Origin of the sequence: Sphingomonas sp. CFBP 13706 (genome assembly GCF_014842355.1) — a bacterium.
Classification (GTDB): domain Bacteria; phylum Pseudomonadota; class Alphaproteobacteria; order Sphingomonadales; family Sphingomonadaceae; genus Sphingomonas; species Sphingomonas aerolata.
Genome location: NZ_JACYVM010000004.1, coordinates 377,577 through 395,717, shown reverse-complemented (window position 1 = coordinate 395,717; position 18,141 = coordinate 377,577). Strand labels below are relative to the sequence as shown.

21 protein-coding genes are annotated in these 18,141 nt (G+C 66.8%); 13 read left to right on the top strand and 8 right to left on the bottom strand.

The window, feature by feature from the left end; translation table 11 throughout:
* Window positions 1-203 precede the first annotated feature (203 nt).
* A complete protein-coding gene (locus IFS44_RS10640) occupies window positions 204-668 on the top strand; it encodes an Hsp20 family protein (RefSeq protein ID WP_056405621.1) in 465 nt (154 codons plus the stop codon).
* A 193-nt stretch (window positions 669-861) separates the two neighbouring features.
* On the opposite strand, the gene IFS44_RS10635 is transcribed toward IFS44_RS10640, so the two are convergent.
* Together IFS44_RS10635 and secG are read right to left on the bottom strand one after the other, a co-directional pair.
* A complete protein-coding gene (locus IFS44_RS10635; RefSeq protein ID WP_031395051.1) occupies window positions 862-2,496 on the bottom strand; it encodes a CTP synthase in 1,635 nt (544 codons plus the stop codon).
* Window positions 2,497-2,580: 84 nt separating this feature from the next.
* Window positions 2,581-2,973, bottom strand: coding sequence for a preprotein translocase subunit SecG (gene secG, locus IFS44_RS10630; RefSeq protein ID WP_031395050.1), 393 nt, complete (start codon window positions 2,971-2,973; stop codon window positions 2,581-2,583).
* Window positions 2,974-3,208: 235 nt separating this feature from the next.
* Here secG and IFS44_RS10625 point away from each other — a divergent pair, with 235 nt between their 5' ends.
* From IFS44_RS10625 to eda, 8 genes are all read left to right on the top strand, one after another.
* On the top strand, window positions 3,209-3,526 hold the full coding sequence (locus tag IFS44_RS10625; RefSeq protein ID WP_031395049.1) for a MarR family transcriptional regulator: 318 nt from the start codon (window positions 3,209-3,211) through the stop codon (window positions 3,524-3,526).
* Window positions 3,465-3,896 (top strand): hypothetical protein, encoded by a 432-nt coding sequence (locus IFS44_RS10620; protein ID WP_244650148.1) that lies wholly within the window; start codon window positions 3,465-3,467, stop codon window positions 3,894-3,896. Before IFS44_RS10625 ends, IFS44_RS10620 begins: the two co-directional genes overlap by 62 nt.
* A complete protein-coding gene (gene argC / locus IFS44_RS10615; protein WP_192098416.1) occupies window positions 3,893-4,822 on the top strand; it encodes an N-acetyl-gamma-glutamyl-phosphate reductase in 930 nt (309 codons plus the stop codon). The genes IFS44_RS10620 and argC overlap by 4 nt, the downstream gene beginning before the upstream one ends.
* 23 nt (window positions 4,823-4,845) lie before the next feature.
* Complete coding sequence (gene zwf / locus IFS44_RS10610) at window positions 4,846-6,309, top strand: glucose-6-phosphate dehydrogenase (protein WP_192098415.1); 1,464 nt, start codon at window positions 4,846-4,848, stop codon at window positions 6,307-6,309.
* 251 nt (window positions 6,310-6,560) lie between these two features.
* On the top strand, window positions 6,561-7,265 hold the full coding sequence (pgl, locus tag IFS44_RS10605; protein ID WP_031396120.1) for a 6-phosphogluconolactonase: 705 nt from the start codon (window positions 6,561-6,563) through the stop codon (window positions 7,263-7,265).
* 1 nt (window position 7,266) lies between these two features.
* Window positions 7,267-9,081 (top strand): phosphogluconate dehydratase, encoded by a 1,815-nt coding sequence (gene edd / locus IFS44_RS10600; protein ID WP_192098414.1) that lies wholly within the window; start codon window positions 7,267-7,269, stop codon window positions 9,079-9,081.
* A gap of 88 nt (window positions 9,082-9,169) precedes the next feature.
* Entirely contained in the window at window positions 9,170-10,138 is a 969-nt protein-coding gene (glk, locus tag IFS44_RS10595) for a glucokinase (protein WP_031396123.1), read from the top strand.
* The gene (gene eda, locus IFS44_RS10590) at window positions 10,135-10,743 is read left to right on the top strand and encodes a bifunctional 4-hydroxy-2-oxoglutarate aldolase/2-dehydro-3-deoxy-phosphogluconate aldolase (RefSeq protein ID WP_031440818.1); all 609 of its coding nucleotides are present in this window, start codon (window positions 10,135-10,137) and stop codon (window positions 10,741-10,743) included. The genes glk and eda overlap by 4 nt, the downstream gene beginning before the upstream one ends.
* A 44-nt stretch (window positions 10,744-10,787) precedes the next feature.
* On the opposite strand, the gene mltG is transcribed toward eda, so the two are convergent.
* The 6 genes from mltG to fabD form a co-directional block, all read right to left on the bottom strand.
* A complete protein-coding gene (gene mltG, locus IFS44_RS10585; protein ID WP_031440819.1) occupies window positions 10,788-11,756 on the bottom strand; it encodes an endolytic transglycosylase MltG in 969 nt (322 codons plus the stop codon).
* A 98-nt stretch (window positions 11,757-11,854) separates the two neighbouring features.
* A complete protein-coding gene (fabF, locus tag IFS44_RS10580; RefSeq protein ID WP_031440820.1) occupies window positions 11,855-13,117 on the bottom strand; it encodes a beta-ketoacyl-ACP synthase II in 1,263 nt (420 codons plus the stop codon).
* A gap of 121 nt (window positions 13,118-13,238) precedes the next feature.
* Window positions 13,239-13,475, bottom strand: a complete 237-nt coding sequence (locus tag IFS44_RS10575; protein WP_031393971.1) for an acyl carrier protein — start codon at window positions 13,473-13,475, stop codon at window positions 13,239-13,241.
* 161 nt (window positions 13,476-13,636) lie between these two features.
* Window positions 13,637-14,374 carry a 3-oxoacyl-[acyl-carrier-protein] reductase gene (fabG, locus tag IFS44_RS10570; RefSeq protein ID WP_031440821.1) on the bottom strand — a complete coding sequence of 246 codons (738 nt, stop codon included), beginning with the start codon at window positions 14,372-14,374 and terminating at the stop codon, window positions 13,637-13,639.
* A gap of 13 nt (window positions 14,375-14,387) precedes the next feature.
* Window positions 14,388-14,807: a GxxExxY protein gene (locus IFS44_RS10565; RefSeq protein WP_192098413.1), complete on the bottom strand. Its 420-nt coding sequence runs from the start codon at window positions 14,805-14,807 to the stop codon at window positions 14,388-14,390.
* 33 nt (window positions 14,808-14,840) lie between these two features.
* Window positions 14,841-15,800, bottom strand: a complete 960-nt coding sequence (gene fabD, locus IFS44_RS10560; protein ID WP_192098412.1) for an ACP S-malonyltransferase — start codon at window positions 15,798-15,800, stop codon at window positions 14,841-14,843.
* A gap of 194 nt (window positions 15,801-15,994) precedes the next feature.
* Here fabD and IFS44_RS10555 point away from each other — a divergent pair, with 194 nt between their 5' ends.
* The 4 genes from IFS44_RS10555 (at window position 15,995) to rplI (ending at window position 17,953) form a co-directional block, all read left to right on the top strand.
* Window positions 15,995-16,351 carry an RcnB family protein gene (locus IFS44_RS10555; protein ID WP_192098411.1) on the top strand — a complete coding sequence of 119 codons (357 nt, stop codon included), beginning with the start codon at window positions 15,995-15,997 and terminating at the stop codon, window positions 16,349-16,351.
* Between the two features lie 332 nt (window positions 16,352-16,683).
* Entirely contained in the window at window positions 16,684-17,118 is a 435-nt protein-coding gene (rpsF, locus tag IFS44_RS10550; RefSeq protein ID WP_031393977.1) for a 30S ribosomal protein S6, read from the top strand.
* Window positions 17,119-17,120: 2 nt separating this feature from the next.
* Window positions 17,121-17,345: a 30S ribosomal protein S18 gene (gene rpsR, locus IFS44_RS10545; protein WP_031393978.1), complete on the top strand. Its 225-nt coding sequence runs from the start codon at window positions 17,121-17,123 to the stop codon at window positions 17,343-17,345.
* Between the two features lie 11 nt (window positions 17,346-17,356).
* Window positions 17,357-17,953, top strand: coding sequence for a 50S ribosomal protein L9 (rplI, locus tag IFS44_RS10540; protein WP_031440825.1), 597 nt, complete (start codon window positions 17,357-17,359; stop codon window positions 17,951-17,953).
* Window positions 17,954-18,141 lie beyond the last annotated feature (188 nt).

Here is an 18,141-nt window from a genome sequence, read left to right as displayed (position 1 = left end):
TTTGGTGGGAGTTCAATCTGGAACGGCTTTGCGGGGGCAAAGCTGCGCTATCGGGGGCGCGGAAAAAATCTTGGCGGGGCGATCTTGAAGCGTCTGGCGGGCTTACCAGATCACTGCCGCACGGCGCCTGATGGGCCGTGTGCCCGGGCCGCGCACAGGCGGGCCAGGGCTGATGTTGGATTGCTCAAGACGAGGATTTGACCATGCGACTCGACCTTACCCCCTATCGCCGTTCGACCGTCGGGTTCGACCGGCTGTTCGACATGATCGAGACGAACGCGCGCGGCGCGACGTCCGACAATTACCCGCCGTTCAACCTCGAGCGGATCGCGCAGGACCGTTACCGCATCACGCTGGCGATCGCCGGCTTCTCGCGCGACGAGATCGCGATCACCGCGCAGCAGAACCTGCTGCTGGTCGCGGGCAAGAAGGAGGAGCGCGCGCCCGAGGGCCAGCTGCTCCATGTCGGCATCGCCAACCGCTCGTTCGAGCGGCGCTTCGAACTGGCTGACTTCGTGCTGGTGGAGGATGCGCGGCTGAACGACGGGCTGCTGGTGATCGACCTGGTCCGCGAGGTGCCCGAGGCGATGAAGCCGAAGAGCATCGCGATCAAGACCGGCGCGCCGCTGGCTGCGGTCGATACGGTTGCTGTCGATCAGGCTGCCTGATTTTTGGTCAGCGCTGTGGGGCGTCCGGATCCTTTGGGTCCGGGCGCTTTTTTTGTGTCTGGGGTTCGGATTTAGAAGAATTTGTTCGCGCGGAGGCGCGGAGGCGCTAAGATTTTGGGTCCCTTTGCGCCTTTGCGCCTTTGCGTGATCGATACTTCGCTTTGGCGTGCGCCCCTGGGGGCGCCCGGTTTGGTCAGACGAGGCGGCTCTGTTTGACCGCGGCTTCGATGAAGCTGGCGAACAGGGGGTGCGGGTCGAAGGGTTTGCTTTTGAGTTCGGGGTGGAACTGGACGCCGACGAACCAGGGATGGTCGGGACGCTCGACGATCTCGGGCAGCGTGCCGTCGGGCGACATGCCCGAGAAGACCAGACCGCCCTGTTCGAGCACGTCCTTGTAGCCCGTATTCACCTCGTAGCGGTGACGATGGCGTTCCGAGATGTCGGTGCCGCCATAGATCGCCGCGACGACGCTGTTGCCGTCGAGCTTGGCGTCATAGGCGCCGAGCCGCATCGTGCCGCCGAGATCGCCCTCGGCCGCGCGCGTCTCGAGACCCTCGCGGCCCATCCATTCGGTGATCATGCCGACCACCGGCTTGTCGGTCGGGCCGAATTCGGTCGACGAGGCATCGGGGACGCCGCCGAGACCGCGCGCGCCCTCGACGCAGGCCATCTGCATCCCGAAGCAGATCCCGAAATAGGGGATCTTGCGTTCGCGTGCGAACTTGACCGAGGCGATCTTGCCCTCTGCGCCGCGTTCGCCGAACGCACCGGGGACGAGGATCGCGTCGCAGGGCTCGAGCTGGCCGGCGATGTCGCTTTCGGCATTCTCGAACAGCTCGGCGTCGATCCAGCGGACGTTGACCTTGACGCGGTTGGCGATGCCGCCGTGGACCAGCGCCTCGTTGAGCGACTTGTACGCGTCCTGCAGCCCGACATATTTGCCGACCACGCCGATCGTGACCTCGCCCTGCGGATTGGTCAGCCGGTCCATGATCTCGGTCCAGCGCGACAGGTCGGGCGCGGCGGCGGGTTCGATCCCGAACGCGCGCAGCACCTCGATATCGAGGCCCTCGCCGTGATACTGGAGCGGCACCGCATAGATGCTCTTCGCGTCGAGCGCGGGGATGACCGCGCTGGCGGGGACGTTGCAGAACAGCGCGATCTTCGCGCGCTCCGACGGCGGCAGCGGGTGTTCGCAGCGGCAGACGAGCACGTCGGGCTGGACGCCGAGTGCTGCGAGTTCGCGGACCGAATGCTGGGTCGGCTTGGTCTTCAGCTCGCCCGCGGCGGCGATGTAGGGGACCAAAGTCACGTGGATGCTGATCGCCTTGCCGCGCCCTTCCTCGTTCTTCAGCTGGCGAATCGCCTCGATGAAGGGGAGCGATTCGATGTCGCCGACGGTGCCGCCGATCTCGCAGAGCACGAAGTCGACATCGTCGGTCTCGGCCCGCGCGAACGCCTTGATCGCGTCGGTGACGTGCGGGATGACCTGCACCGTCGCGCCGAGATAGTCGCCGCGGCGTTCGCGCGCGATGATCTGCTGATAGATGCGGCCGGAGGTGACGTTGTCCGACTGGCGCGAGGGCACGCCGGTGAAGCGTTCATAGTGACCGAGGTCGAGATCGGTCTCGGCCCCGTCGTCGGTCACATAGACCTCGCCGTGCTGATAGGGCGACATCGTGCCGGGATCGACGTTCAGATACGGATCGAACTTCCGGATCCTGACGCTGTAGCCGCGTGCCTGGAGGAGGGCGGCAAGCGATGCCGCCATGAGACCTTTACCGAGCGACGATACCACGCCCCCGGTGATGAAAATGTACCGAGCCATGGGAAGAGTCTCGTAGCGTGTGTTGGGGACGAACGACAAGCGCCCGCGGATCACGCAGGGCGCTTTTGTCGGCGAATGGAGTGTTTAGCGGGCGAGCGGGACCGCGCCATTGTCGGCGGGCGCCGGTGCGGCGGCGCCGGCATTCTCTGCACCACCGGCGAACGGTGCCGCATCGCCCTTGGGCTCCGCGGTTGGGACCGCGGTGGCGGCGGCCGCCGGCGTGCGGGCGAGCGACGTGTCGATGTCGGTGCTGCGGTGATTCGCCGCGAGGATCGCGAGCAGGATCGAGAACAGCACGAACATCGTCCCGAGCACGCCCGTTGCGCGCGTCAGGAAATCGGCGGCGCCGCGGGCCGACATCAGCCCCGAGGGACTGCCGCCCATGCCCAGACCGCCGCCTTCCGACCGCTGCATGAGGATCACGGTGACGAGGGCGGCCGCGATGATCGCGTGGATGACAAGCAGGAAGGCGAACATTGCGCGGAAAACCCCGGAACTTTTACGAAGCCGCGCACATAGGCGAGCCGGCGGCAACGATCAACCGCATCCCGGGCTCCGGATATCGCACGCTACACCAAAACACACGGAAACAAGCCGTGCGGGCGGGCGTTGTGACAGCGTAATGACGTTCCTTAACGGGACGTAGACCCTGAAATTCAGATGGCGGATCAACGCTGTGGCATCAATGGCAGTCAATACTCTATCGACGTGGATGACGGCTCTGGTCGATTATGTCCGTTCGGGTGAACCGGATCTGACCAATCGCCAGATGGCGCTTTTGCTGCTCGTCTATCTCAAACCCGGCCCGCATACGGTGCGCGGTCTGGCGCGTGCACTGAACGTATCAAAGCCCGTCGTCACGCGCGCCTTGAACAGATTGGGTGCCCTCGGCTATCTGCGCCGGCAACGCGACGATAGCGACAAGCGCAACATCTTCGTCGCGCGGACGAGTGAAGGGGCAGATTTTCTTGAAGAATTCGGGCAGTTCATCGGCGATAACGACGCCGCGCCCCGCGCCGCGACAGCCTGACGGCGTCATTCAGCCGCGTGATTCTGCCGACTCGCGTCGCCAGAGTTTCGCGCTGACCGGGCGTTCGGTCGATCTCGACCTGCGCACGCATGCGGTCCGCCGCGACATTGCCGACATCCGCCTCGCCGAGCATGTCTTCGCGCCGCATTATGCGGTGCCGATGGTCCGGCTGGTCGCGCGCACCGCGACGCTGCGCGCGGGCCGCGACACGGCGAGCGAGCCGGTCACCGCGCTGGCGGTCGGCGACACGATCGAAGTGCTCGAGATTGCGGGATCGTCCGCCTGGGGCGTCGCGCAGCCGCACGGCCTTGTCGGCTATGTCGAGATCGACGCGCTCGACCTGCCGGACGGCAAGGCGGTGGCGGCATGACCGCGACGGTGTTCATCGACGGTGCGGCAGGCACCACCGGGCTCGAGATCCGCGACCGGCTCGCCGGGCGGTCCGACATCCAGATCGCCTTGCTCGACGAGGCGAACCGCAAGGATCCCGCGGCGCGGCGCGCGGCGCTCAACGATGCCGATTTCGTCATCCTCTGCCTGCCTGACGATGCCGCGCGCGAAGCGGTCGCGCTGATCGACAATGACCGCACGCGGGTGATCGACGCGTCGAGCGCACACCGCGTCGCGCCGGGCTGGACCTATGGGTTCGCCGAGCTGCCGGGCCAGGCCGCGCGGATCGCCGCGGCGACGCGGGTGTCGAACCCCGGCTGCTATCCGACCGGGTTCCTCGCGCTCGTCGCGCCGCTGGTCGCGGCCGGGCTGCTGCCGGCGGGCCATCCGCTGAGCGTCAACGCGACGTCGGGCTATTCGGGCGGCGGCAAGGCGATGATCGCAGAGTTCGAGGCGGCCGGCGCCACCCCGACCGCGTTCCGCGCCTATGCGCTGGGCCTTGCGCACAAGCATATCGCCGAGATGACGCAGCATGCCGCGCTGACGCATGCGCCGATCTTCGCGCCCGCGGTCGCCAACACCTATCGCGGGATGGTCGTCGAGGTTCCGTTGCACCTTCATGCCCTGCCCGGCCGGCCGACGCTGGCGGCGGTCGAGGACGTGCTGCGACAGGCCTATGACGGCGCGGCGCTCGTGACCGTGGCCGCGGGCGATGCGGCGGCGATCGCGATCGAGGAAAATGCCGGAACCGACCGGTTGACGTTGCGCGTCTGCGGCAACGATGCGACCGGTCACGCGCGGCTGGTCGCGACACTCGACAATCTGGGCAAGGGCGCCGGCGGCGCCGCGGTCCAGAATCTCAACATCATGGCCGGGGTCGACCCGGTCGCCGGTCTGGTTTCGTAAGACCGACTGACCCAGGAGCTCTCATGCACCGTAATCCCGTAGCCAAGCTGCTCCTGTTCGGCGCCACCGGCGATCTCGCGCAGCGGATGCTGTTGCCCTCGCTCTATGGCCTGCACGCCGACGGGCTGTTGCCCGAGGGGCTGACGATCACCGGCGCGGCGCGTCACGATCACGACGACGCGGCGTATCGCACCTTTGCGAGAGCCGCGCTCGACGAGTATCTGAAGGACGATCGCAAGGATGCGGGGACGATCGACGCGTTCCTCGAGCGCGTGCATTACCAGCCGACCGACCTGTCCGATCCGGCGAGCTTCCAGCCGCTGGCGGACAAGATCGGCGACATTTCGGGCGGGCTCGCCATCTATCTGTCGACCGCGCCGTCGCTGTTCGAATCGGCGATCGAGGGGCTGCATAAGGTCGGGCTGGCGGGCGAGACGGTCCGCGTCGGGCTGGAAAAGCCGCTCGGCTATGACCTGCCGACGAGCCGCGAGATCAACGACGCGGTCGCCAAGGCGTTTCCCGAGAACCGGACCTACCGGATCGATCATTATCTGGGCAAGGAAACCGTCCAGAACATCCTCGCGCTGCGTTTCGGCAACTCGTTCTTCGAGCCGGTGTGGAACGCGCAAGGCATCGACAACGTCCAGATCACGATCTCCGAGACGGTCGGGCTGGAGGAGCGCGCGGGCTATTACGAGAGCGCGGGCGCGCTGCGCGACATGGTCCAGAACCATATCCTGCAACTGCTCGCACTGATCGCGATGGAGCCGCCGGCGCGGTTCGAGGGCACCGACGTGCGCGACGAGAAGTCGAAGGTGTTCCGATCGCTCCGGCTGATCAAGCCCGAGGAGGCGCCGCACGTCACCGTGACCGGGCAATATGCCGAGGGCGCGGTCAACGGGAAGTTCGTGAAGAGCTATTCGAAGGAGCTCGGCCAAACCTCGACCACCGAGACGTTCGTCGCGATCAAGGCGCATGTCGACAACTGGCGCTGGCAGGGCGTGCCCTTCTACCTGCGCACCGGCAAGCGGATGGCGGCGCGCGGCAGCGAGATCGCGATCCAGTTCAAGGCGGTGCCGCATTCGATGTTCGCAGGGCGCGGCGGGCTGCTCCAGCCCAACATGCTGATCATCCGCCTGCAGCCCGAAGAGCATGTCCAGCTGCTGGTGATGGCGAAGGAACCGGGGCTCGACCGCGAGGGGGTGCGGTTGCGCGAGGTGCCGCTGAACCTCAGCCTCGACGCCGAGTTTGCGGGTACGCGCCGGCGGATCGCCTATGAGCGGCTGCTGCTCGACCTGATCGAGGGCGACCAGACGCTGTTCGTGCGGCGTGACGAGGTCGAGGCGCAGTGGACCTGGATCGATGCGATCCGCGAGGGCTGGAAAGCGAACGGAATGAAGCCCAAAAGCTATCCGTCGGGCAGCTGGGGCCCGTCCGCCGCGATCGCGCTGACCGAGCGCGACGGCGTGACCTGGCAGGACGACTGAGCATGTTTTCCTCCGTTCGTCCCGAGTAGCCGTCGAGCTTGTCGAGATGGCGTATCGAGGGATCGGCCCGGTTGTGGCATTGTACCTCGATACGGGCTCTCGGCTTCGCTCGATCCCTACTCGGTACGAACGGGACTGGTTGGTACGAACGGGCCGCTGAGTAGGAACGGGACTGCTAGGTGCGAACGGGACTGGCGGACACGACCTGAACTGTTGGGCACGAACACTAATTTCTAAGTGAGTTTGAGCATATGACCGAGATCGAATGGTGGGATTACGAGGACACCGAGGAGCTCGCAGCCGCGGTTGCCGGCGACATCCAGTTCGTCATCGAGAGCGCGCTCGACGCGCGCGGCTCGGCGGTGATCGCGCTGGCGGGCGGCAAGACGCCGATGGCGGCGTATGAGAAGCTCGCCCAGGCCAAGCTCGACTGGAAGAAGGTCACGATCATCCCCGGCGACGAGCGGATCGTGAAGCTGGGCGATCCGATGTCGAACGTCACCGCGCTCGCCAAGATCTTCCTGCCCAAGGGTGCGCGGGTGAAGCCGATCGTCCCCGATGCGATCTCCGACTATAAGGCCGCTGGCCGCTCGGCGGATGCGCTGATGCAGGACCTGCACTGGCCGCTGGACTTCTGCCTGCTCGGCATGGGTACCGACGGCCATACCGCGTCGATCTTCCCCGGCCCCGATTTCGACGAGGCGCTGAGCGGTCCCAAGGAACGCCGCGCGGTGGGCGTGATGCCCGAGCCGCTGCCGCCCGAGGCACCGGTTGCGCGCGTGACGCTGTCCGCGGCGGCGATCGCGTCGTCCAAGGCGCTGATGATCATGATCACCGGCGAGGAGAAGAAGACCCTGCTCGAACAGGCGATCGAGCAGGGTCCGTCGTCCAAGTATCCGATCGGGCGCGTGCTGGCCGAGGTCGAGCTGCCCGTCGACATCCACTGGGCCGCCTGAGATGCTGAACGCCGTCGTCTCCGCGGTCACCGACCGGATCATCGAACGGTCGCGCGACAGCCGCGCCGCCTATCTCGCGCTGATCGACCGCGAGGGCGAGGCGCAGGTGCGCCGGCCGTCGCTGGGCTGTGCGAACCTCGCGCATGCCTATGCGGGGACCGAGGAGGACCGCGATGCGATGAAGGCCGATGCCGGCATGAACATCGGCATCGTGACGGCGTATAACGACATGCTGTCGGCGCATGCGGTCTATTACCGCTATCCCGAACTGATGAAGGTCTGGGCGCGCGAGGCCGGTGCCACCGCGCAGGTCGCGGGCGGCGTGCCGGCGATGTGCGACGGCGTGACGCAGGGCTATCCGGGGATGGAGCTGTCGCTGTTCAGCCGCGACACGATCGCGCTGAGCACGGCGATCGCGCTGAGCCACGGCACGTTCGAGGGCGCGGCGCTGCTCGGCATCTGCGACAAGATCGTGCCGGGGCTGCTGATGGGCGCGCTGCGCTTCGGGCATCTGCCGATGGTGCTGATCCCGGGCGGGCCGATGCCGACCGGATTGCCCAACAAGGCCAAGGCCGCGGTGCGCGAGAAGTTCGCCGAAGGGCTGGTCGGCCGCGAGGAACTGCTCGAGGCGGAGATCGGCGCCTATCATTCGAAGGGCACCTGCACCTTCTACGGCACCGCCAATACCAACCAGATGATGATGGAGGTCATGGGCCTCCACATGCCGGGCGCGGCGTTCGTCAATCCGGGCACGAAGCTGCGCCAGGAACTGACGCGTGCGGCGGTCCACCGGCTCGCCAAGATCGGCGCGCGCGGCGACGATTACCGGCCGCTCGGCCGCTGCGTCGACGAGCGCGCGATCGTCAATGCGGCGGTCGGCCTGCTCGCGACGGGCGGGTCGACCAACCATCTGCTCCACGTCCCCGCGATCGCGCGCGCGGCGGGGATCGTGATCGACTGGGAGGATTTCGATCGCCTGTCGGCCGCGGTGCCGCTGATCGCGCGTGTCTATCCCAATGGCTCGGCGGACGTGAACGCGTTCGAGGCGGCGGGCGGCATGCCCTATGTGATCCGCGAACTGCTGGGCGAAGGGCTGCTCCACGGCGACATCATGACGATCGGCGGGCAGGACCTGTCGGCCTATGCGAAGACCGCGGTCGTCGCGGACGGCGCGCTCGAGTGGCGCTACACGCCCGACAGCGGTGACGAGACGATCCTGCGCCCCGCGACTGCGCCGTTCTCGGCGGATGGCGGCATGCGGATCCTCGCGGGCAATATCGGCCGCGCGTGCATCAAGGTGTCCGCGGTCGAGCGCGAGCGCTGGATCGTCGAGGCACCCGCGATGGTGTTCGACGACCAGCTCGACGTGATCGAGGCGTTCAAGCGCGGCGAGCTGGAAAAGGACGTCGTCGTCGTCGTCCGCTTCCAGGGGCCGCGCGCGAACGGGATGCCCGAGCTGCACAAGCTGACCCCGCCGCTGGGCGTGCTGCAGAATCGCGGGTTCAAGGTGGCGCTGGTCACCGATGGCCGCATGTCGGGCGCGAGCGGCAAGGTGCCGTGCGCGATCCATTGCTCGCCGGAAGCACTGCTCGACGGCGCGATCGGGCTGATCCGCGACGGCGACATGATCCGCGTCGATGCCGTGAACGGCACGCTCGAGGCGCTGGTCGATGCGGACGTATGGGCGACGCGCGAGATGGTGACGCTGCCGCCCGCGGTCAGCGGCATGGGCCGCGAGCTGTTCGGCATGTTCCGCGGGCTGGCCGACGAGGCCGAGAAGGGCGCGTCGGCGATGCTGGCGGGCGCGGGGCTCTAGAGCCCGCGCCTACCGTTCGTTCCGGGCGATGTCCTTCGACGTCGCTCAGGACGAACGACGATAAGAGATCAAGGATCGGGAGAGACCAATGGAAATCGTAGCGGCAGATATCGGCGGGACGCATGCGCGCTTTGCGATTGCCGAGGTCGAGAATGGCCGCGTCGTCAAGCTGGGCGAGCCGGTGACGATGAAGACCGCGGACCACGCGTCGCTGCAGACCGCCTATCAGGCGTTCGAGGCGGGGCTGGGACGGCCCCTGCCCCGCGCGCTGGGCATCGCGGTCGCGTCGCCGGTCGCCAACGACGTGATCCGGCTGACCAACAATCCGTGGATCATCCGCAAGTCGCTGATCACCGAGCGGCTGAACGCGGACCAGTGGGTCGTCGTCAATGATTTCGGCGCGGTCGGCCATGCCGTCGCGCAGGTCCCCGACAGCGACTTCATCCATCTGTGCGGCCCCGACACGCCGCTGCCGTCCGAGGGGATCACGACGATCTGCGGGCCGGGCACCGGCTTGGGCGTCGCGCAGCTGCTGCGGCACCGCGACCGGTACCAGGTGCTCGAGACCGAGGGCGGTCACATGGACTTCGCCCCGCTCGACGGGATCGAGGATGCGCTGCTCAAGCGGCTGCGCAAGACCTTCACGCGGGTCTCCGCCGAGCGCGTCGTTGCCGGGCCGGGGATCGTCGCGATCTACGAGACGCTGGCCGAGATGGAGGGGCGGTCGGTGCCCAGCCGCGACGACCGGACGATCTGGACCGAGGCGATCGACGGCACCGATTCGATCGCGCTCGCAGCGCTCGACCGCTTCTGCCTCGCGCTTGGCGCAGTGGCGGGCGATCTCGCGCTCGCGCAGGGCGCCAAGGCGGTCGTGATCGCGGGCGGGCTCGGCTTCCGGATCAAGGACCGTCTGGTCCGCTCGGGCTTCGACCAGCGCTTCGTCGCCAAGGGCCGGTTCCAGACGATGATGGCGGCAATGCCCGTCAAGCTGATCACCCATCCCCAGCCCGGCCTGTTCGGCGCCGCGGCTGCCTTCGCACAGGAACACACGCAATGACCGCAACCATCGCAGACATCATGCAGACCAGCGCCGTCATCCCGGTGCTGGTGATCGAGGACGCGGCGCTCGCCCGCCCGCTCGCCGAGGCACTGGTCGCGGGCGGCCTGCGCGTGCTCGAGGTGACGCTGCGCACCGGCGCCGCGCTCGAGGCGATCGCCGAGATGAAGAAGGTCGAGGGCGCGATCGTCGGTGCGGGAACCGTCGTCAACACGCGCCAGTTCGCCGAGGTGATGGACGCGGGCGCCGAGTTCATCGTCTCGCCCGGCCTGACCGAGCGGCTCGCGACGCCGATCATCGAGAGCGGCGTGCCGTTCCTGCCGGGTATCGCCAATGCCGCGGACATCATGACCGGGCTCGACCTCGGCCTCACGCATTTCAAGTTCTTCCCGGCGGAGGCGAGCGGTGGGCTGAAGGCGCTGAAGGCGCTGGCGGCGCCGTTCTATCAGGCGCGGTTCTGCCCGACCGGCGGGATCACCGAGGCCAGCGCGCCCGAGTGGCTGGCGTTCAAGCCGGTGCTGTGCGTCGGCGGGAGCTGGGTGACCGGCGGCACGATGGCCGAGATCGAGATGAAGGCACGCGCGGCCAACGCGTTGCGGGGGTAAGCGTGCAGATCGTCACCCCGGCTGAAGCCGGGGTGACGATCGCGCTACATCTCGCCGCGGGCCTTGCGGATCGCGTACCATTTGCGGACGTTGGCGTTGTGCTGGTCGAGCGTGTCGGCGAAGACATGGCCGCCGGTGCCGTCCGCGACGAAATACAGCGCCTGGGTCTGCGCCGGGTCGAGCACCGCGTCGATCGAGGCGCGGCCGGGATTGGCGATCGGGCCGAGCGGCAGGCCGGGGCTGGCATAGGTGTTATAGCCGTTCTTCGCCTGCAGTTCGGAACGCAGGATGCGGCGGCCGAGCGGGCGCCCCTTGGTGATAGGATAGATCACCGTCGGATCCGCCTGGAGCGGCATGCCTACGCGCAGGCGGTTGCCATAGACCGCGGCGACCATGCGACGCTCGGACGGCTTGCCGGTTTCCTTCTCGACGATCGAGGCGAGGATGATCGCCTGTTCGGGGGTCGCCACCGCGATGCCCGGCTTGCGCGCCGCCCAGGCCTTGGCGAGGTACGCGGTCATCGCCGACTGCATCTGCGCGACGACCGTGGCGCGCGTGTCGCCGCGTTCGAACGCATAGCTGTCGGGCAGGATCGAGCCTTCGGCGGGGACGGGCACGGTGCCGGTCAGGCCGTCGGCCTTCATCAGCGCGTCGTGGACGAGGACCGAGGGATAGCCCTCGGGGACCGCGACGAGCCGCTGGACGACCTTGCCGCCCTGCATCAGCTTGAGGATGTCGGACGGGCTGGCCTGTGCGGGGATGCGATATTCGCCCGCCTTGATCGGATCGCCCGAGCCGAAGATGCGCGCGTAGAGGCGGAAGCGGCTGGCGGAGCGGATCGCGCCGGCCTTTTCGAGCTCCGTCGCAGCGGCGGCGAGGCTGGACCCCTGCGGCACCTGGACGGTGAGCGTGCGCGCGGCCGGACCGGCGCCGCCCCAGCCCTGGACGACGAGGAACAGCGCGACGATCGCCACGAGGGCGAGGATCACTCCGAAACAGCCGACCTTGCGCATTAAAGTTCCCCGGCGAAGGCCGGGGCCCAGTTGGGCAGGCCCTCCGATAAAAGCACCATTCACCCAACTGGACCCCGGCCTTCGCCGGGGCGCAGCGGTTACTTGACCAGCGTCATCACCAGCGAGGCGTTGGTGCCGCCGAAGCCGAACGAGTTGTTCAGCACCGCGCGGACTTCGCGCTTCTTGGCGACGTGCGGCACGAGGTCCACGCCGATGCAGCTGTCGCTCGGATTGTCGAGGTTGAGCGTCGGCGGCACGATCTGGTCGCGCAGTGCGAGGATGCAGAAGATGCTCTCGACCGCGCCGGCGCCGCCGAGCAGATGCCCGATCGCCGACTTGGTCGACGACATCGACAGGCCCGAGATCGCATCGCCGAACAGCCGGCGGACCGCGCCGAGTTCGAGCTCGTCGCCCATCGGCGTCGAGGTGCCGTGCGCGTTGATGTAGTCGATGTCCTCGAGCTTGAGGCCCGACTTCTTGATCGCCATCTGCATCGAACGGAACGCGCCGTCGCCTTCGGGATGCGGAGCGGTGACGTGATAGGCGTCGCCCGACAGGCCATAGCCGATCACCTCGGCATAGATCTTCGCGCCACGCGCCTTGGCGTGTTCATATTCCTCGAGCACGAGCACGCCCGCGCCCTCGCCCATCACGAAGCCGTCGCGGTCCTTGTCATAGGGACGCGAGGCCTTTTCGGGCGAATCGTTGAAGTTGGTCGACAGTGCGCGCGCCTGGGCGAAGCCGGCGATGCCGAGCGGGCAGACGGTGCCCTCCGCGCCGCCCGCGAGCATCACGTCGGCATCGTCCATCGCGATCATCCGCGCGGCGTCGCCGATCGCATGCGCGCCGGTCGAGCAGGCGGTGACGACCGCGTGGTTGGGTCCGCGCAGACCATATTTGATCGAGACCTGACCCGAGATCAGGTTGATCAGACGGCCATGGACGAAGTGCGGCGAGACGCGGCGCGGCCCCTTGGTGTGGAGGACGATCGATTCGCTCTCGATGCCCGGCAGGCCGCCGATGCCCGAGCCGATCGACACGCCCGCGCGCCAGCTTTCCTCGACCGTCATCTCGGTCAGGCCGGCGTCTTCGAGTGCCTGGCCCGCGGCGTCGATGCCATAGATGATGAAGGGATCGACCTGGCGCTGGACCTTGTGGTCGACGCGCTTGGCGGGATCGAAGCCATATTCATGGTCTGCGGGCTTCACCTCGCAGGCGATGCGACAGACCTGGTCCGACGCATCGAACCGGGTGATCGGGCCCGCCCCCGACTTGCCGGCGAGAATGTTCGCCCAAGCCGTTTCAACATCGGCCCCCAGGGGGGTGACCAGGCCTAGCCCGGTTACGACGACACGCCGCATGACCTCAAACTCCACATGCTTCCAAAACGAAACGGCTCCCCGCCCTCTTAGCCCAAGGACGGGGAGCCGCTCAGATCATAGCCACCAGGGCAAGCCCGACGGATCGGACCTCAAGCCCTGATCAGGCCTTGTGCTCGTCGATATAGGTGATCGCGTCCTTGACGGTCGCGATCTTCTCGGCCGCGTCGTCAGGGATCTCGACGCCGAATTCTTCTTCGAACGCCATGACCAGCTCGACGATGTCGAGGCTGTCGGCACCCAGATCGTCGATGAAGCTCGCATCTTCGGTCACCTTGTCGGCTTCGACGCCGAGATGCTCGACGACGATCTTCTTCACGCGGTCTGCGGTCTCGCTCATGTTCGTTCCCTCTATCTTTGGGGGTTTTTACCAGTTCCTGAACGCCCGTAGAACGGGGTCCGTTTCGTGGCAAGGGTCAGTTCATCGCCTTGCCGGGTCGCTTTGCGCGATTGCGGGCGAAAACCGGGTGTTAGCCCGGCTCATGCCGCGGATCCGTGACGTCAGATCATCGCCATCCCGCCATTCACGTGCAGCGTCTGCCCGGTGACATAGCCCGCCTCGCGGCTGGCGAGATAGACGATCGCGGCGCCGATGTCCGCACCCTCGCCCAGCCGGCCGGCCGGAATCTTGGTCGTCAGCGCGGTCTTCTGCGCGTCGGGGAGCGCGTCGGTCATCGGCGAGGTGATGAAGCCGGGCGCGACGCAGTTGACGGTGATGCCGCGGCTGGCGAGCTCCTGCGCCATTGATTTCGACATGCCGATCAGCCCCGCCTTCGACGCGGCATAGTTCGCCTGGCCGGGATTGCCGGTGACGCCGACGATCGAGGTGACCGAGATCATCCGGCCGAAGCGCGCCTTCATCATCGGCTTGGCGGCGGCGCGCATCAGGCGGAACGCGGCCTCGAGATTGACGCGGATGACGCTGTCCCACTCGTCGTCCTTCATCCGCATCGCGAGATTGTCACGGGTGACGCCGGCATTGTTGACGAGGATGTCGATCTTGCCGAGCTTTTCGACCGCCTGGGGGACGAGCGCGTCGACCGCGGCGGGGTCGGACAGGTCGCAGGGCAGCGCGACGTGATCGCCGCCGAGGGTGGCGAGGAAGGCGTCGAGCTTGGCGGCGTTGGAGCCGGATATGGCGAGGCGCGCGCCCTGTGCGGCGAGGGCCCGGGCGATCTCGGACCCGATCCCGCCCGATGCGCCGGTGACGAGGGCGGTCATGCCTGTGAGGTCGAACATTCTAACTCCGATTCTAGATTGGTTCGCGCAGAGACGCGGAGGACGCAGAGGGGCGGTGGTTGTTAACGAGGCGGCGGACGCCCTCTTTCAGGGTAGCGCCGCCGAAGTTGATGAGCAGCCCGACGGGCTGTCTGGTCAATCTGAGATAGGTCAGCAGTTGCTTTGCGTGCACGGGGAGAAGGCGCTCGACCGATTTGATCTCGACGACAAGGCGGTCGTCGACAAGAAGATCGATCCGAAATGCGGCCTCGAAGCGCAAGCCTTCGAACGCGATGTCGATTGGCCGCTGGCGGACCACAGGATAGCCCATCGCCGCCAGCCGACCGGCAAGCACCGCTTCATAGACGCTTTTGAGCAGGCCCGGTCCAAGATCACGATGCAGTCGCAGAGCGACATCCAGGACATCGCCGCTGACCACATCGATATCTTTCATGGGCTCTGCGTCCTCTGCGCCTCTGCGCGAAATCTACAGTAGCTTAATCAACGCCTCGATGTCGTCCATCGTGATGACGCTAGTGGTTTCGGCGTCGGGGGCGGTGCGTTTTACCATGGGGGCGAGGACCTTGCCGCCGAATTCGACGAAGTGGCCTACGCCGCCTGCGTGCATTGCCAGGACCGATTCGCGCCAGCGGACCATGCCGGTGACCTGCTGGACGAGCAGGTGGCGGATCGCGCCGGGGTTGGCGACGGCGACCGCGTCGACATTGGCGAAGACCGGCACCAGCGGCGCGCGGAGGTCGGCGTCGAGGAGCGCGGCTTCCATCGCCTCGGCGGCGGGCTGCATCAGCGGGCAGTGGAACGGCGCGGAGACGGGGAGCAGGACCGCGCGCTTGGCGCCGAGATCCTTGGCGAGCGCGATCGCCTTCTCGATCGCGAGGCGGTGGCCCGAGATCACGACCTGCGACGGGTCATTGTCGTTGGCGACGGTGCAGACCAGCTCGGCCCCGCCCTCGGCGAGGATCGAATCGACCGCGGCACCCGCGATCAGCTGCGCCTTTTCGAGGTCGGTGCCGAGCAACGCGGCCATCGCGCCCTCGCCCACCGGCACCGCCGCCTGCATCGCCCGGCCGCGCAGCTTCAGCAGCCGCGCGGTGGTCGACAGGTCGAGCGCACCCGCGGCGCACAAAGCGGTATATTCGCCGAGGCTGTGCCCGGCGACATAGTCGGCCTTGTCGGCGAGGCGCAGGCCGCCCTCCTTCTCGGCGACGCGCAGCGTGGCGATCGCGTTCGCCATGATCGCGGGCTGCGCATTCTCGGTGAGGAGGAGGTCGTCGGCCGGCCCCTCGCTCATCAGTCGGAACAGATTCTGGCCGAGCGCCTCGTCGACTTCGGCGAAGACCTCGCGCGCGGTGGCGCTGGCGTCGGCGAGCGCCTTGCCCATGCCGACAGACTGGCTCCCCTGCCCGGGGAAGATGAACGCGCGCATGACCTCTCCTCTTTGAAGCGGGCGGACTAGAAAGGTGTGGCCCGAGTTGCAACCGCGCGAACCTGAACGGACCCGTGGGGTTTGCGACAAAATGCGACCAATTCGCGACCCCTGCGACAAGCGCCTGCGACAAGCGGCCCCCAGATTATGGAGGACGCCGCAGCATCGGCGCCGTGTTTCAACGGGAGAGTATCATGAAGACGTTCATCCTCAGCGCGCTTGCCGCCACCCTCGTCGCCAGCCCGCTGCTGGCCGCTGCTCCGGCCGAGGCGCAAGCGCGTCGCGAAGTGACCACCGTGCGCCAGAACAACAATGGCCGCACCGTCGTCACCAAGCGGACCACCGTCCGCCCGAACCAGTATCGCAATTTCCGCACCGGCCAGCGGTTCGACCGCCGCTATGCGCAGAACTACCGGGTGATCACGACCTACCGCAACTATCGCCTCGCCGCCCCGCCGCGTGGCAGCCAGTGGGTCCGTTCGGGTCGTGACGCGCTGCTGGTCAACGGCCGCGGCAATGTGGTCCAGGTGCGTGGTGGCGCATTCCGGTAAGGTCCGGGCCTCCATTACATCTTCATCCTGAGATGAGCGCCGTCCTCGATATACCCCGTCATCCTGACGAAAGTCAGGATCCAGGGTCAGACAGGGCGGCGCTCCGTTACTCTGGATCCTGACTTTCGTCAGGATGACGGAGGAGGGAGCGGATGACGGAAGGGGTTGGGAAGACGGACGGACACCTTGCCTTTCCCCGATAATCGGGTAAGGGCCGTCGCAACCGGGGTGAGGGATTCGCGTCTCTTGCCCCGGTTTGCATTCTAGACGACAGCCGGAGGGGTGCACGCATGGGGCGTGTATCAGCGATCGGCCAAGACGAAGGACAAGACATGGCTCTTTACGAGCACGTGTTCCTTGCGCGCCAGGATCTGGCACAGGCGCAGGTGGACGCTCTGGCGGAAATCGCCACCAAGATCGTGAACGACAACGAAGGTCGGGTCGTAAAGACCGAGAACTGGGGCTTGCGTTCGCTGGCGTACAAGATCGCCAAGAACCGCAAGGCGCACTATGTGATGCTCGAGATCGATGCCCCGGGCAACGTGATCGCAGAGCTGGAGCGCCAGACGCAGATCAACGAAGACATCATCCGTTACATGACGGTCAAGGTCGACACGCTCGAAGAGGGCCCGACCGTGATGATGCGCAAATCGGACCGCGACCGTGAGCGTCGTGGCGACCGCGAAGGTGGCCGTGAAGGCCGTCCTGACCGCGGCGATCGTCCGGACCGTGGTCCCCGTCGTGACCGCGAAGAGGGAGCTGAATAATCATGGCACGTCCATTCTTCCGCCGCCGCAAGAGCTGCCCGTTCTCTGCCAAAGACGCTCCCCGGATTGACTATAAGGACGTCCGGTTGCTGCAGGGCTTCGTGTCCGAGCGTGGCAAGATCGTCCCGTCGCGTATCACTTCGGTGGCCGCAAAGAAGCAGCGCGAACTGGCCCAGGCCATCAAGCGTGCGCGTCATCTGGGCCTGCTGCCCTACATCGTTAAGTAAGGAGCGCCCCCATGGACGTCATTCTGCTTGAGCGCGTCGAAAAGCTCGGCGCCATCGGCGACGTGGTGAAGGTCAAGGACGGCTATGCCCGTAACTTCCTTCTCCCGAACAAGAAGGCGCTTCGTTCGAACGAAGCCAACCGCAAGGTTTTCGAAGCGAACCGTGCGCGGATCGAGTCGGACAACGCATCGCGCCGTGCCGATGCCGAGACCGAAGCGAAGACCTTCACCGACGCGAGTGTGACCCTGATCCGTCAGGCGTCGAACACCGGTCAGCTCTACGGCTCGGTCGCGGTTCGCGATCTGGTCGATGCGCTGGTGGCCGATGGTCACAAGGTCGGCAAGTCGGCGATCGTGCTCGACAAGCCGATCAAGGCAATCGGCGTGTACACCGTCAAGGTTGCACTCCACCCCGAGGTGTCGGTGTCCGTCAAGGTCAACGTCGCCCGGTCGCCGGAAGAAGCCGAGATGCAGGCTCAGGGCGTCGACGTCATGTCGTCGATGTTCGAGCGTGACGAGGCTGGCTTCGTCGAGGATTACGATCCGAACGCAGAGCCCGGCGCGACCGCCGAAGCCCCGCGCGACCAGGAGGAAGAGGCACAGGGCTAACCCCCTCGCCTTTCCTGGCCAAATCGAAAAAGGCCCGTCCGGAGCGATCCGGGCGGGCCTTTTTCATGTCCGCGGCAGGAACGCCAGCGGCTCAGGGGCAGGTGACGCAGGCGCCGACCATCGCGGCGAGGGGGACGAGCGCGAAGATGACGGGGAGGATCTGTTTCATGGCCGGCGAACTCTATGAA

Bases quoted from the DNA above. Each gene is read 5' to 3' on its own strand.
- IFS44_RS10640 (WP_056405621.1), top strand. From the start codon at position 204: ATGCGACTCGACCTTACCCCCTATCGCCGTTCGACCGTCGGGTTCGAC.
- IFS44_RS10635 (WP_031395051.1), bottom strand. From the start codon at position 2,496: ATGGCTCGGTACATTTTCATCACCGGGGGCGTGGTATCGTCGCTCGGT.
- secG (WP_031395050.1), bottom strand. From the start codon at position 2,973: ATGTTCGCCTTCCTGCTTGTCATCCACGCGATCATCGCGGCCGCCCTC.
- IFS44_RS10625 (WP_031395049.1), top strand. From the start codon at position 3,209: ATGACGGCTCTGGTCGATTATGTCCGTTCGGGTGAACCGGATCTGACC.
- argC (WP_192098416.1), top strand. From the start codon at position 3,893: ATGACCGCGACGGTGTTCATCGACGGTGCGGCAGGCACCACCGGGCTC.
- zwf (WP_192098415.1), top strand. From the start codon at position 4,846: ATGCACCGTAATCCCGTAGCCAAGCTGCTCCTGTTCGGCGCCACCGGC.
- pgl (WP_031396120.1), top strand. From the start codon at position 6,561: ATGACCGAGATCGAATGGTGGGATTACGAGGACACCGAGGAGCTCGCA.
- edd (WP_192098414.1), top strand. From the start codon at position 7,267: ATGCTGAACGCCGTCGTCTCCGCGGTCACCGACCGGATCATCGAACGG.
- glk (WP_031396123.1), top strand. From the start codon at position 9,170: ATGGAAATCGTAGCGGCAGATATCGGCGGGACGCATGCGCGCTTTGCG.
- eda (WP_031440818.1), top strand. From the start codon at position 10,135: ATGACCGCAACCATCGCAGACATCATGCAGACCAGCGCCGTCATCCCG.
- mltG (WP_031440819.1), bottom strand. From the start codon at position 11,756: ATGCGCAAGGTCGGCTGTTTCGGAGTGATCCTCGCCCTCGTGGCGATC.
- fabF (WP_031440820.1), bottom strand. From the start codon at position 13,117: ATGCGGCGTGTCGTCGTAACCGGGCTAGGCCTGGTCACCCCCCTGGGG.
- IFS44_RS10575 (WP_031393971.1), bottom strand. From the start codon at position 13,475: ATGAGCGAGACCGCAGACCGCGTGAAGAAGATCGTCGTCGAGCATCTC.
- fabG (WP_031440821.1), bottom strand. From the start codon at position 14,374: ATGTTCGACCTCACAGGCATGACCGCCCTCGTCACCGGCGCATCGGGC.
- IFS44_RS10565 (WP_192098413.1), bottom strand. From the start codon at position 14,807: ATGAAAGATATCGATGTGGTCAGCGGCGATGTCCTGGATGTCGCTCTG.
- fabD (WP_192098412.1), bottom strand. From the start codon at position 15,800: ATGCGCGCGTTCATCTTCCCCGGGCAGGGGAGCCAGTCTGTCGGCATG.
- IFS44_RS10555 (WP_192098411.1), top strand. From the start codon at position 15,995: ATGAAGACGTTCATCCTCAGCGCGCTTGCCGCCACCCTCGTCGCCAGC.
- rpsF (WP_031393977.1), top strand. From the start codon at position 16,684: ATGGCTCTTTACGAGCACGTGTTCCTTGCGCGCCAGGATCTGGCACAG.
- rpsR (WP_031393978.1), top strand. From the start codon at position 17,121: ATGGCACGTCCATTCTTCCGCCGCCGCAAGAGCTGCCCGTTCTCTGCC.
- rplI (WP_031440825.1), top strand. From the start codon at position 17,357: ATGGACGTCATTCTGCTTGAGCGCGTCGAAAAGCTCGGCGCCATCGGC.